Raw genomic sequence first — 13,616 nt, forward strand, 5'->3', positions numbered from 1 at the left:
TCCCTCCTTCACGGCTTCCGGGGCAGCGTCGCCCGTACGCCGGATGCGCGGAAGCCTGGTCGCTCCCTGTTTCCCCCAGCGTCACCCGCCGATTTCCGGACGGTGACGGCTTGTTTCGGACGTGTGAAGAGAACCTCACCATCGTCGCGGGGTGGCATCCGGCGGCACGGACCGCTCAGCGCAGCGCGTACTCCAGTGCGTTGCGCTCGTAGTCGAGCAGCCGCAGGTCCCGCATCGGCCGGCGCAGGTGCCCCTTGTGCACGATCCGGACGAAGGCCGGCTCGCCGGCGGCGGCCATCCGGCGGATGCCCTCCACGTGGTCCACGATCCGCTTGCGGATGGTCCGGATCAGCCGGTGCCGGTCCCGGGGGATCAGCCCGTACGCGTCGGCGAAGAGGCGCAGCCGGCGCGGCCGGTCGGGGTGCTTCCAGCCGAGCGTGATCGAGTCCCGGTCGGAGAAGATCGGCACCCAGGTCCAGGCCGCGTACGCCACGTCGTAGATCCGGGCGCCGGGCGAGGCGAGGTCGAAGTCGATCAGCCCGAGGGTGCCGTCGGGCCGCCAGATGACGTTGTGCGGGGCGGCGTCGTGGTGGCAGATGACCTCGGTGTCCGGCGGCGGCGGGCCGAACGAGCGCCACACCGCCCCGGGCGGCGGGACGAAGCCGTACTGGGCGTCGTGGAACATCCGGAGCATGGTGGCGACGGTCACCAGCGCCTCGTCGGTGACCCAGTGCGGGGCCAGCGGGTACTCCCCGCACTCCCCCTCCAGGTACGACAGGACCTCCCGGTTGCGCTCGTCCATGCCGAGCGCGCGGGGAGCGCCGGTGAACCCGACGTACTCCAGGTGGCGCAGCAGGGCGTGCACGGAGGGCGTCCACGGCCCGGCGTTGCGCCGGACCGTGTCGCCGACGCGGACCACGGTGCTGACGTTCCCGCCGTGCAGCGGGATCTCCTGCGAAGTCACGTACGGTCTCCCGAGGCGCGGCGACGGGTGGCTGGGGTCGCGCCACCCGGCGTAGGCGCGATCGTCGGTCGTCACTGCGAGGTTACGCGTCCCGGGCGAGCGGCTCGGTACCGAGCAGCGCGTCGACGAACTGTGCGGGGTCGAACGGGGCCAGGTCGTCCTTGCCCTCGCCGAGCCCGACCAGCTTGACCGGGATGCCCAGCTTGCGCTGCACGGAGATCACGATGCCGCCCTTGGCGGTGCCGTCGAGCTTGGTGAGCACGACGCCGGTCACGTTGACCACCTCGGTGAAGACGCGGGCCTGCTCCAGCCCGTTCTGTCCGGTGGTGGCGTCGAGGATCAGCAGTGTCTCGTCGATCGGGCCGTGCTTCTCCACCACCCGCTTGACCTTGCCCAGCTCGTCCATCAGGCCGACCTTGTTCTGCAGCCGGCCGGCGGTGTCGATCAGCACGGTGTCCACGCCGGTGTCGATGCCCCGCTTGACGGCGTCGAAGGCCACGCTGGCCGGGTCGGCGGCCTCGGGCCCGCGGACGGTCTCCGCGCCGACCCGCCCGCCCCAGGTCTCCAGCTGGTCCGCGGCGGCGGCCCGGAAGGTGTCCGCGGCGCCGAGCAGCACGCTGCGGCCGTCGGCGACGAGCACCCGGGCGATCTTGCCGCAGGTGGTGGTCTTGCCCGCGCCGTTGACGCCGACGACCAGCAGCACCGCCGGCACGCCCGCCTTCGGCGCGGTCCGCAGCGACCGGTCCAGGGTCGGGTCGAGCGCGTTGACCAGCTCGGCGGCGAGCAGGGCGCGCAGCTCGTTCGCGGAACGGGTGCCGAGGACCCGGGTGCGCTCGCGCAGCCGGTCGACGATCTCCCGGGTGGCGTCGATGCCGACGTCGGCGGTGATCAGGCCGTCCTCGATCTCCTCCCAGGCGTCCTCGTCGAGGTGGTCGCGGCTGAGCAGGCCGAGCAGGCTCTTGCCGAAGACGTTCTGCGAGCGCGACAGCCGCGAGCGCAGCCGGACCAGCCGCCCGGCGGTCGGCTCGGGGACCTCCAGCACCGGGGCCGGGGCCTCCACGACCGGCGGCTCCACCAGGATCCCGGTGGACAGTTCGGCCTCCGGCGCCTCCACCGGCGGGCCGGCGAGGTCCTCCTCGGCCCGGGTCTCGACCTCCGTCTCCGGCAGCGGCGGCTCCGGTCGCCGGCGCAGCCGCGGCACGACCAGCCCGATGCCGCCAAGGATCAGCACGCCGAGCAGGGCGAGCGCGATGAGGAGGTATTCGGTCATGCCGGAATCCTGTCAGATGCCGGCGGAGCTGTCCCAGCCACCGCTCCCGACCGCGCCCGCGAGAGCCGACGGTAGGCTCGGTCACAGCCAGCAGTGGTGCGACCGCCGGCCGGGTAGTAAAGATGAAGTCCGCTCATCTGGAGGTCGACCATGCCCGCGGCACACCTGCTCATCGGCCCGTTGCTCCGCAGGGTGGTCGGCACGCGGGCCACCATCTGGGTCGAGACCAGCGCGCCCGCCGTGGTCACCGTCCGCACCGCCGACGGCGCCGGCGGCACCGCCCCCACCTTCTCGGCGTACGACCACCACTACGCCCTGGTCGTGGTGGAGGGGCTCACCCCGGACAGCGCCACCAGCTACGAGGTGCTGATCGACGACGAGGTCGCCTGGCCGGTGCCGAAGAGCAAGTTCCCGCCCAGCGTGATCCGCACCCGGGCGGCCGACGACCTCGAGCAGCCGGTCCGGCTGGTCTTCGGCTCCTGCCGGGAGACCACCCAGCACGCCACCACCCGACGGCTGCCCCCGGACGCCCTCGACGCGTACGCCCGACGGTTGATGGCCGACCCGGAGCCGGCCGACCTGCCCGACCTGCTGGTGCTCCTCGGCGACCAGGTCTACGCCGACGTGACCTCCCCCACCGTCCGGCGGCTGCTGAAGCGGCGCCGCAAGCGGCCCAAGGGCGCGCCGGGCGACCAGGTGGTCAGCTTCGACGAGTACACGAAGCTCTACCTGGAGTCCTGGCGGGACCCGGAGATCCGCTGGCTGTTCTCCACCGTCCCGAGCGTGATGATCTTCGACGACCACGAGGTCATCGACGACTGGAACACCTCGGCCACCTGGCGCGACGACATGCGCGACCAGCCCTGGTGGGCGGAGCGGATCGCCAGCGGCCTCGCCTCGTACTGGGTCTACCAGCACCTGGGCAACCTCTCCCCCGACGAGATCGCCGCCGACCCGGTCTACGCCAAGGTCAGCGTGGCGGAGGACGCCACCGGGGTGCTGCGCGAGTTCGGCCAGCGGGTCGACACCGAGGCCGACCTCGCCCACGACACCGAGCGGTGGCGGGCCGTGCAGTACCAGTGGAGCTACGCGCTGGACCTGGGCCGGACCCGGCTGGTCATGCTCGACAACCGGTGCAGCCGGGTGCTGGAGCCGGGCCAGCGGGCGATGCTGCCCCCGGGCGAGTGGTCGTGGTTCCTGGACCGCGCCCACGGCGTCTACGACCACCTCGTGGTCGGCGCGTCCCTGCCCTGGCTGCTCCCGCCGGGCATCCACCACGTGGAGGCGTGGAACGAGAAGCTGGCCGACTCCCGGCGGCGCTGGGTCGCCCGGCTGGCGGAGAAGCTGCGCCGCGGGCTGGACCTGGAGCACTGGGCCGCGTTCCACCGGTCGTTCGACGCGCTCGGGGCGCTCTTCGCCCGCCTCGGCAGCGGCACGCCCGGCGAGCCCGGCGAGCGGATCGGGGCCGGCCCGGCGTACGCGCCACCGGCGTCGATCAGCGTGCTCTCCGGCGACGTGCACCACTCGTACGTGGCGCGGGCGCGGTTCGCCGACCGGGGCGTGGTCACCCCGGTGCACCAGCTCACCTGCTCGCCCATCCACAACCAGGTCCCCGCCGGGATGCGCCCGCTGATGAGGCTGGGCTGGTCGGCGGGGCCGGCCGGGGCCACCCGGGCGCTGGCTCGCACCGCCGGGGTGCGCCGCCCACCCTTCCGCTGGAAGCGGCTGGCCGGGCCGTACTTCGGCAACGCGGTCGCCACGCTGGTGCACGCCGGGCGGACGGCCGAGGTGACCATCGAGGGCACCACCAGCGACGGCCACCTGCGCGAGGTGATGCGGCAGCGCCTGACGCCCGGCGGGTGAACCGCCCGCCCGCGCCGGGCGGGCCGCCGGCACGCGCGCTGGCGGTGGCGCCCGGATAACCGCTCGCGGGTTGTCGGGGGTGCCGCGCAGGATGACCGCATGACCTGGCGAGCACCGGAGATCACCCGGACCCCCGAGCCCTACGTCGGCGACGAGCGCACCATGCTCGAAGGCTGGCTGGAATACCACCGGCAGACCCTGCTGATGAAGTGCGCCGGGCTGACCGCGGAACAGTTGCGCACACCCAGCGTCGAGCCCTCGGGGCTCACCCTGCTCGGCCTGGTCCGGCACCTGGCCGAGGTGGAGGCCTGGTGGTTCCGGGAGAACTTCGCCGGCCAGCAGGTCGACTACCCCTACTTCACGCCCGACGCCCCGGACGCCGACCACGACGTCAGCGCCGCCGACGCCGAGGCCGACTTCGCCACCTTCCACCGGGAGGTGGCGCTGGCCCGGGCCGCCGCGGCGGGCCGCTCGCTCGACGAGACCTTCACCGAGGTCGGCCCGAAGCGCCGGACGTTCAACCTGCGCTGGGTCTACGTGCACATGATCGAGGAGTACGCCCGGCACAACGGCCACGCCGACCTGATCCGCGAACGCATCGACGGGGTGACCGGGGAATGAGCCGGCCCGCCGGCGGGTCGCCACCGTGCGGGCGGGGTGGCGACGGCCCGCCGGCGGCCCCGCCGACGACGCAAGGACCGCACGGAGCGTGACCGGAAGGTGTGCGGACGGCTGCTACCGTTCGATGGATGGACACGGTCGTGGTGCGGCTCACCACTGTGGATGGTGACGAGGACCTGACGGAGGAGGCAGCGGGCCGGCTGCTTCGGGAGCTGCGAGAGGCGGACGGCGTCGTCTCCCTCGGCCGGGCGGCGTCCGGGACGGCCCCACCGAGCGGTGCCCGGGCGGGCGAGTTGGTCGAGTTGGGGACGCTGCTCGCCGCACTGGTGGCCCACGCCGACGTGGTGAGCGGGGTGCTCCGTGTCGTCGGTGACTGGCAGTCCCGCCGCGGTCGCGGCCGGGTCGAGGTGCGGATCGGCGAACACGAGCTGATCCTCGACAACGCCACCGCCGACGAGCAACGCCGACTCACCGACGCCTTCATCGACCGGGTGTTCCCGACCGCCCGATGAGACACGCGCTGATCATCGCGAACGGGGTCTACGCGGACGAGGAGTTCGACGACCTTCCCGGCACCGTCCGGGACGCCGACTCACTCCGTGCGGTGCTCAAGGACCCGGAGATCGGCGCCTTCGACACGGTGACGGTGCTGCGGAACCGGCCGATCCGCGACATCGGCCTCGCCATCGCGAAGCACTTCGGCGACGGGCGGCCCGAGGACGTCCTGCTCCTGCACATCTCGGCCCACGGCAAGAAGGACGACGAGGGCCGGCTCTTCTTCGCCGCGTCCGATTCGAGCAGCCAGACCGGGGAGCTTCGATACACCGCGCTGTCGGCGGATCACGTCCAGCACGAGATGGCCCGGAGCCTGGCAAGGCAGATCATCGTCCTGCTCGACTGCTGCTACAGCGGCGCGTTCGCGCGCGGCCTGCGCAGCCGGGGAGTGCCCGACCTGGCCGAGCCGTTCCGCGGGCGGGGGCACGTGGTCATCACCGCGTGCACCAGCAACGAGTTCAGTCACGAGGACGGGCAGGGCGTCTTCACCCGGGCGGTGGTCGAGGGGCTGCGCACCGGAGCGGCCGACAGCAACGGCGACGGCGTCGTCGACACCGAAGAGTTGCACCACTACGCGGCCAGGGTGCTCCGCACGGCGGAGCACAGGCAGCGGCCCACGCTCTCGGCGTACCGGAGGGAGGGCATGATCGCGGTCGGCTGGGTCCCGGGGCGCAGGCCGGCGGACCAGGACCGACCGATCGTCCCGCCCGCAGGTCGTCCCACCCGCCGGCCGCCGCCGGACCGACTCGTCCCGCTCCCGGACTGGCCCCCGCTGCACGGTGCGCTGCCGCGCCGGGTCGTCCTGCCCCTCCTCGCGGTCTGGGCCCTGCTGGTCGGTTCCACCGGCCACGCCGACCCGACCGGCGCGGCCTCCACCGGATGTCACCAGCCGACGGAGGTACGCGTGGCCACCTCCGTCGTGGGTCATCTCCCGTACCAGGAGGTGGCCGACGCGTTCGAGCGGTGGAGCGCGCGACACAACGGCGGGTGCCCGTCCGCGCGGATCTACCTCTTCCCCGCTGCCGACGACGATCTGCGGGCAGGCATCAGGGCCGGCTGGGGATCGGCCGGCGAGCCGGACCATCGCTTCCTGCGGGACGTCGGACCACACCCCGACCTCTGGCTGCCCGAGTCCGCCAGCGAGCTGGACCGGCTGGACGGGGCCGGGGCAGGCGTGGTCACCGAGGTCCAGACCGTCGCGTGGTCACCCCTGGTCCTCGGTGTGCCGACCGGTCGGCTCGCCGGCGCGGACGCCGATCACCGCGCCATGACGATGGCCTGGCCGGAGCTGTTTCGGCGAGCCGTCCGGCCGGGCCCCGACGGCGACGGGTGGGGCGTGGTGCGGGCCGACCCGAAGTCGTCGGCGGTGAGCCGGCTGGCCACCCACGCGCTCTACCTCGACAGGGAAGGACTCATCCCCGCGTCCCAGGCCCGGCAGCGCGTGGAACAGTTCCTGGACCGCACGCTCGACGCCGGCTCGTATCCGATCGGCGACGACATCGGTGTGCTGTGCCGCCAGCGGGTCCTCGCCGCGACCGCGCCGGCGGGCCGCACGCCCGCCGTGATCCTCACCGAACAGTCGCTGGTCCGCTACAACCAGGGTCTGCCGATCGGGGCCGGCTGCACCACCCGCCACGTGCCCCCGCGAGCGGAGCGTCTGCAGGCGTTCTATCCCGCGGACGCACCCGTCCTCTTCTCCCCGGTCGCCCGACTTCGCTGGCCGGACGCCGTGCAGGGCGAGCGCGTCCGGGCGGCCGCCGCCACGTTCGTCCATTGGCTGGCCAGCGAGGACGACGGCAAGGAGGCGTTGCTGCGGGCGGGCCTCCGGCCGGCCGGCCACGACATCGGCGCGCCGGTGGACAACACCAACGGGGCGCTGCGGGAATGGCCCTTCGGCCTGCCCCGGCAGCTCAGGGAGGCGCCAGTCGCCGACCAGGACCGGGCCCAGCACATCCACCGCGACGCGCACCGGCCCGGGCGGGTGCTGGTGGCGCTGGACGCCTCCGGCTCGATGCGCAGCCCGAGCGAGGACCGGCGCAGGACCCGCTTCGAGGTGGCGGTCGACGGGGTGGGACGGTCCGTGGAGCAGATGGGACGCCGGGACGAGTTCGGCCTCGTCACCTTCTCCACCGCCGCCGGCAACTCCCGTCAGCTGGTGTCGATCGGCCACCCGAGCGTGGTGCGGACCGCCGACCTGCGCGCGGCGCTCCAGCGGGTCCGGCCGTCCGGCGACACGCCGCTCTACCGGACCCTGCGGCAGGGGGTCACCCAGCTGCGGGCCGGCGACGGCGATCCCCTGCGCGCCCTCGTGGTGCTCACCGACGGCCAGGACACCAGCGGGCAGCCGGCTCCGCCCGTCGCGGCCCTGGCCGGTGTGCGGCTCTACGTGCTCGCCGTCGGCGACCTCGCCTGCGCCGGCTCCCCGCTCGACCGCCTCGCCCGGGGCACCGGTGGCGACTGTTACGACACCCGCGCCGACAGCATCGACGACGTGCTGAGCCGGCTGTTCGCCGCGCTCTGGGAAGGAGCGGACTGATGCCACCGAGCGTGGACCCGGCACCGGGGCGGCGCGACGGCCGCGGGGGCCGGTGGTTGCCGTTCTGGCTCGGCAACCTCAGCGGCCTGCTGGTGGCCACCCTGCTGTTCGTCCTGCTGCCGGTCATCGACGGTCCCGAGGACCTGGAGCCCGGCGAGCTCGTCATCATCAGCGGCCGCGACGACAGCGTGGGCGGCCAACGACAGGCGCTCATCGACCTGTGGAACGCCTCGCACCCGCGCAACCAGGCCAGGATCGTCTCGTTGTCGGAGGCCGCGGACGGCCAGCACGCCGAGATGGTCAACCGGGCCCAGGACGACACGGACATCGACGTGTTCAACCTCGACGTCACCTGGACCGCCGAGTTCGCCGACAAGAACCTGCTGCGGCCCATCGACGAGTCACGGCTGGTCGACCGCCCGGACGAGGTCTTCCTGAAGAACCCCCTGAGCACCTGCCGTTACGAGGGTGACCTGTGGGCCCTGCCCTTCAACACCGACGCCGGACTGCTGTTCCACCGCACCGACCTCGGGCTGCAGCCCCCGTTCGAGTGGCCGGAGATCGAGAGCGAGTCGGCCCGGCTGCTGGCGGCGAAGGTGCCCGGGCTGGAGGCCGGCTACACCAGCCAGCTCGCGGACTACGAGGGGCTCACCGTCAACACGCTGGAGGCCCTCTGGGCCGCCGACGGTGAACTGCGCGTCGACGAACAGGGCCACGTGTCGGTCGACCGGGACCGGTTCGCCGACGCACTGCGGTCACTGACCCCGGCGGGTGCGGGCGACCCGGCCGCCGGACCGTCAGTGGTGTCGCCGAAGGCGCTCACGCAGAACGAGGCCCGCAGCCGCGAGTCGTTCCGGGCGGGAGAGGTCGCCTTCATGCGCAACTGGCCGGTCGCGTACCGGCAGCTCACGGACACCGATGCCACCACCGCACCCTCGACGCCGTCCGCCGCCACGGTCCGCTTCGGCGTCGAGACGCTGCCGGGGCCGAGCGTACTGGGCGGGCAGAACCTGGCGGTCGCGCGTCGCAGCCAGCAGCCCCGGGCCGCCCAAGCGCTGATCGCGTTCCTCACCGGGGAGCAGAGCCAACGGATGCTGTTCGAGCGCGGCGGGTTCGCCGCGACGCGGGACGTCGTCTATTCGGAGGCGGCGATCAAGGCGAAGTATCCGTACGTCGACAAGCTCCGCAAGGCCGTCGACACCGCTCGGCTCCGCCCCGTGTCGCCGCACTACGTCCACTTCAGCCGGGTGCTACGCGGCTACGTCCGGACCGCGCTGACCGGCGGCACGCTCCCGTCCGACCTCGACCAACGGCTCAGCGAGGCACTTCGGGGAGCCACCCCGACGGCACCGGCCCAGGACTAGCCTCTTCCGCCGGTACCCGGTGCGTCCCAGGCGACGCCCGGGACGCACCGCTGGCGCACGGTCCTCAGTACGCCAGGGCGGCCCGCGCGTAGCGCAGGTCGGCCGGGCCGCTCCAGCGCAGCGCCGACAGGCCGGCGACGCGGGCGCCCCGGATCGCCCAGTCCTCGTCGTCGACGAAGAGCACCCGGGCCGCCGGGGTCTCCAGGGCCTCGCAGGCCGCCTGGAAGTACTCCTTCGCCGGCTTGTTCACCCCGATCCTGGACGAGTTGACCACCGCGTCGAACTCGTCCGTGAGGTCGAGCGCGGCGAGGTCGGCGTCGAGCAGGTCGGTGGCGTTCGTGCCGAGCCCGACCCGGATGCCGCCGGCCCGCGCCTCGCGGACGAAGGCGAGCACCTCGGGGTCCACCTCGCCCCGGTAGCGCTGCCACTGCTCCACGGCGGCCCGGGCCCGCTCGGGGCCGCCCACCGAGTCGGCCAGCGCGTCGGCCACGCTGGTCATCCAGTCGGCGTGGCTGACCCTGCCGGTCAGCACCGGCTGGAGCCGCCCCCACTGCATGGCGATCTCGGTGAGCACGCCCTCGGACAGGCCGTACTCCCGCTCCACCCCGGCGGCCACCGCCGGGTCCCACCGCCGCAGGACGCCGTCGAAGTCCACCAGGAGCGCCGTCGCCCGTTCCCGACCCACTACTCGTTCTCCTCGCCGCGGCCACGCCGCTCGTCTCCGTCGGCCCGGTTGAGCCGCTGGCTGATCACCTGGGTCACGCCGTTGCGCATGGTCACGCCGTACAGGGCGTCGGCGACCTCCATCGTCCGCTTCTGGTGCGTGATGACGATGAGCTGGCTCTTCTCCCGCAACTGTGCCAGCAGCGTGATCAGTCGGCCCAGGTTGACGTCGTCGAGCGCCGCCTCCACCTCGTCCATGATGTAGAACGGGCTGGGCCGGGCCCGGAAGATCGCCACCAGCATCGCCACCGCGGTCAGCGAACGCTCGCCGCCGGAGAGCAGCGACAGCCGCTTGATCTTCTTGCCCGGCGGGCGGGCCTCGACCTCGACGCCGGTGGTGAGCAGGTCGTCCGGGTCGGTGAGCACCAACCGTCCCTCGCCACCGGGGAAGAGGACGGTGAAGACCTGCTGGAACTCCCGGGCCGTGTCGGCGAACGCGCTGGCGAAGACCTCCAGGATCCGGTCGTCGACGTCCTTGACCACGGTGAGCAGGTCGCGGCGGGTGGCCTTGAGGTCCTCCAGCTGCTCGGAGAGGAACTTGTAGCGCTCCTCCAGCGCGGCGAACTCCTCCAGCGCCAGCGGGTTCACCTTGCCGAGCAGGGCCAGTTCCCGTTCCGCCTTGGCGGCCCGCTTCTCCTGCACCGGCCGCTCGTAGCGCACGGGCTCGGGCACCGGCAGGCCGTCGCGTTCGGCCGCCGCCACGTCGGCCTGGGTGGGCGGGACGGGCTGGTTCGGGCCGTACTCGGCGACGAGGGCCTCCACGTCCAGCCCGAAGTCCTCGGCGGCCTTCGCCTCCAACTGCTCGATGCGCAGCCGCTGCTCGGCGCGGGCCACCTCGTCCCGGTGCACCTGGCTGGTCAGCCGCTCCAGCTCCGCGCCGAGCCGCTTGGCCGCGCCGCGTACCTCCTGGAGCTCGGCCTCGCGGGCGGCGCGCTCGCGCGCCACGGCGTCGCGGTGCTCCTCGGCCGCGGCGATGGAGGTGGCCAACCGGGTGAGGGCCTCCCGGGCCCCGCCCGCCACGGCCCGGGCGATGCCCGCGCCCCGGGTGCGCGCCGCCCGCCGCGCCGCCGCGCGTTCCCGCGCGGCCCGCTCGGCGGTGGCCTGCCGGCGCAGCGAGTCCGCGCGGCCGGCGATCGAGGAGACCCGCTCCTCGGCGGTACGCACCGCGAGCCGCACCTCCATCTCGTTCTGCCGCGCCTGCGGCACCATCGCGGCGAGCTGGTCGCGTTCCTCGCTGGAGGGTTCCGCGTCGACCGGGGTCTCCTCGGCCAGCCGCAGCCGCTCCTCCAGCTCGGCCAGGGTGAGCAGGTCCCGTTCCCGGGCCGCCTCCGCGCGGGCCCGGGACTCGCCGAGCCGGTCGGTCTCCGCCTTCGCCGAGCGGGCCGCCGCGCCCAGCTCGGCCAGCCGGCGGGCGGCGGCGTTGCGGTGGCTCTCCGCCTCCCGCTTGGCGGCGGCGGCGTGCTGCACGGTCTCCTTGGCGGCGGCCACCTCGGCGCGGGCGTCGACGAGCTGCTCGCGCAGTTCCGCGCCGGTGCGCTCGGCGGCGAGCCGGTTCGACCGGGCCTCCTCGACGGCGGCCTGCACCTCGATGAAGCTGGGCGCCTTGGCCGACCCGCCGGCCGCCGCGTACGCGCCGACCACGTCCCCGTCGGGGGTCACCGCGCGCAGCTCCGGGTTGCCGGCGACCACCTCGGCCGCCGCGGCGAGGTCGTCGACCAGCACCACGTCGCGCAGCGCCCGGTGCACCGCCGGACGGATCTGCGGGGAGCACTCCACCAGGTCGGGCGCCCAGCGGGCGCCGTCGGGCAGCTTCGGCCGCAGCGCGTCGACCGGGGCGTCCATGCCCGGCCCGGCGGGGCTGCCGACCAGCAGGCCGGCGCGGCCCGCGTCGGAGATCTTCAGCAGCCGCATGGCCTCGACCGCCTCGTCGACGCCGCTGACCGCGACCGCGTCGGCGAGCCCGCCGAGCGCGGCGGCGAGTGCGGCCTCCTGCCCGGGGGCGACGGTGAGCAGCCCGGCCAGGCTGCCCAGCAGGCCGGGCACCTCGTCGGCGCGGGCCAGCAGCGCGCCCGCGCCGTCCTTGCGGCGCAGGCCGAGGGCGAGCGCCTCCTCCCGGGCCTTCCAGGTGGCGGCGTCCTTCTCCGCCGCGCGTTCGGCGTCGGTCAGCGACCGCACGGTGGCCTGCGCCCGCTCCTGGGCGGCGACCGCCTCGGCGTGCCGGGCGTCGAGGTCGGCGTTGTCCCGGTCCGCCTCGGTGGACTGCTCGGCGACCGCGTCGAGCTCGGCCTGGGCCTGGTCGGCCCGGGCCAGCGCGTCGGCGTGCGCGGTGGCGAGCCGTTCGATCTCCTCGCTGGCGCTGGTGGTCCGGGCGCGGGCGGAGTTGACCTGGCCGGTCAGCCGGGCCAGGCCCTCCCGCCGGTCGGCGATCGCCTTGGCCGCGGCGACCAGCTCGCGTTCGGCGGCGGCGAGCTGCCGTTCCAGCTCCTGGCGGTGCTCGACGGCCTCGGCCAGCCGGATCTGGTCGTCGGTGAGCGCGCCGCGCAGCTCCTCCTCCTGCTCGCGGATCCGCTCGGCCTCGGCCTCCAACTGGTCGGGGTCGCGGCCGGGGCGCTCGTCGTCGGGGACGGCGCTGAGGTGCCGCAGCCGTTCCCGGGCGAGCTGCTCGATGGAGCGGAACCGCTCGGCGAGCGCGGAGAGCTTGTACCAGGTGTCCTGGGCGGCGGCCAGCAGCGGCGCGTCCTCGGCGAGGGCCGCCTCCAGCTCGGCCAGCCGCGCCTGCACCTCGGTGTGCTCGGCCTCGATTTGCTCGCGCCGCTCGCGTACCGCGGTCTCGTCGGCGATCTCCCGGTCCAGGGTGGCCCGCAGGGTGGCCAGGTCGTCGGCGAGCAGCCGCAGCCGGGCGTCGCGCAGGTTGGCCTGGATGGCGGCGGCGCGGCGGGCCACCTCCGCCTGCCGGCCCAGCGGCTTGAGCTGGCGGCGCAGCTCGGCCGTGAGGTCGGTGAGCCGGTTGAGGTTCGTCTGCATCGCGTCGAGCTTCCGCAGCGCCTTCTCCTTGCGCTTGCGGTGCTTGAGGACGCCGGCCGCCTCCTCGATGAACGACCGCCGGTCCTCCGGCTTGGCGTGCAGCATCCCGTCGAGTCGCCCCTGGCCGACGATGATGTGCATCTCCCGGCCGATGCCGGAGTCCGACAGCAGCTCCTGGATGTCGAGCAGCCGGCAGGAGTCGCCGTTGATCTCGTACTCGCTCTCGCCGGAGCGGAACATCCGGCGGGTGATCGACACCTCGGTGTACTCGATCGGCAGCGCGCCGTCGGTGTTGTCGATCGTGAGCGTCACCTCGGCCCGGCCCAGCGGGGCCCGGCCGGCGGTGCCGGCGAAGATGACGTCCTCCATCTTGCCGCCGCGCAGCGCCTTGGCGCCCTGCTCGCCGAGCACCCAGGCGATGGCGTCGACGACGTTGGACTTGCCGGAGCCGTTCGGGCCGACCACGCAGGTGATCCCCGGCTCCAGCTTCAGCGTCGTCGCGGAGGCGAAGGACTTGAAGCCCTTCACCGTCAGGCTCTTGAGATGCACCGTCTCGATCCTCGTCCGGTGGCCGCCGTACCGTCGCCGGCTGCGCGGACCTGGGTGAACCCGCAGACTAACCCGGGACCGGGGACCGCCGGGCACGCGACCCGCCTGGCGACCGCCCGGGGCGGCGCGACCCGCCTGGCGGGCGCC

At 74.0% G+C, this 13,616-nt stretch carries 9 protein-coding genes; 5 read left to right on the forward strand and 4 right to left on the reverse strand.

Features of this window, described 5'->3' with window-relative positions; translation table 11 throughout:
- Positions 1–175: 175 nt before the first annotated feature.
- Positions 176–1,039, reverse strand: coding sequence for an aminoglycoside phosphotransferase family protein (locus tag AB0G08_RS07385; protein ID WP_172896564.1), 864 nt, complete (start codon positions 1,037–1,039; stop codon positions 176–178).
- A gap of 7 nt (positions 1,040–1,046) precedes the next feature.
- Entirely contained in the window at positions 1,047–2,234 is a 1,188-nt protein-coding gene (gene ftsY, locus AB0G08_RS07390; RefSeq protein WP_358084472.1) for a signal recognition particle-docking protein FtsY, read from the reverse strand.
- A 150-nt stretch (positions 2,235–2,384) separates the two neighbouring features.
- Between ftsY and AB0G08_RS07395 the strand changes: the two genes are divergently transcribed.
- The 5 genes from AB0G08_RS07395 to AB0G08_RS07415 all read left to right on the forward strand — a co-directional run bounded on the left by AB0G08_RS07395 (position 2,385) and on the right by AB0G08_RS07415 (position 9,173).
- Entirely contained in the window at positions 2,385–4,097 is a 1,713-nt protein-coding gene (locus AB0G08_RS07395; RefSeq protein WP_358084476.1) for an alkaline phosphatase D family protein, read from the forward strand.
- A gap of 99 nt (positions 4,098–4,196) precedes the next feature.
- Positions 4,197–4,718, forward strand: a complete 522-nt coding sequence (locus tag AB0G08_RS07400; protein ID WP_358084479.1) for a DinB family protein — start codon at positions 4,197–4,199, stop codon at positions 4,716–4,718.
- 128 nt (positions 4,719–4,846) lie between these two features.
- Positions 4,847–5,230 carry a hypothetical protein gene (locus tag AB0G08_RS07405; RefSeq protein ID WP_358084482.1) on the forward strand — a complete coding sequence of 128 codons (384 nt, stop codon included), beginning with the start codon at positions 4,847–4,849 and terminating at the stop codon, positions 5,228–5,230.
- Positions 5,227–7,809, forward strand: coding sequence for a caspase family protein (locus AB0G08_RS07410; protein WP_358084485.1), 2,583 nt, complete (start codon positions 5,227–5,229; stop codon positions 7,807–7,809). The genes AB0G08_RS07405 and AB0G08_RS07410 overlap by 4 nt, the downstream gene beginning before the upstream one ends.
- Positions 7,809–9,173 (forward strand): extracellular solute-binding protein, encoded by a 1,365-nt coding sequence (locus AB0G08_RS07415; RefSeq protein WP_358084488.1) that lies wholly within the window; start codon positions 7,809–7,811, stop codon positions 9,171–9,173. The genes AB0G08_RS07410 and AB0G08_RS07415 overlap by 1 nt, the downstream gene beginning before the upstream one ends.
- 64 nt (positions 9,174–9,237) lie before the next feature.
- On the opposite strand, the gene AB0G08_RS07420 is transcribed toward AB0G08_RS07415, so the two are convergent.
- Together AB0G08_RS07420 and smc are read right to left on the reverse strand one after the other, a co-directional pair.
- Entirely contained in the window at positions 9,238–9,858 is a 621-nt protein-coding gene (locus AB0G08_RS07420; protein WP_358084491.1) for an HAD-IA family hydrolase, read from the reverse strand.
- The gene (gene smc / locus AB0G08_RS07425) at positions 9,858–13,469 is read right to left on the reverse strand and encodes a chromosome segregation protein SMC (RefSeq protein ID WP_358084494.1); all 3,612 of its coding nucleotides are present in this window, start codon (positions 13,467–13,469) and stop codon (positions 9,858–9,860) included. Before smc ends, AB0G08_RS07420 begins: the two co-directional genes overlap by 1 nt.
- Positions 13,470–13,616: the final 147 nt, after the last annotated feature.

The sequence above is a fragment of the Micromonospora sp. NPDC023644 genome, assembly GCF_040640115.1.
In the GTDB taxonomy this organism is placed as follows: Bacteria; Actinomycetota; Actinomycetes; order Mycobacteriales; family Micromonosporaceae; genus Micromonospora.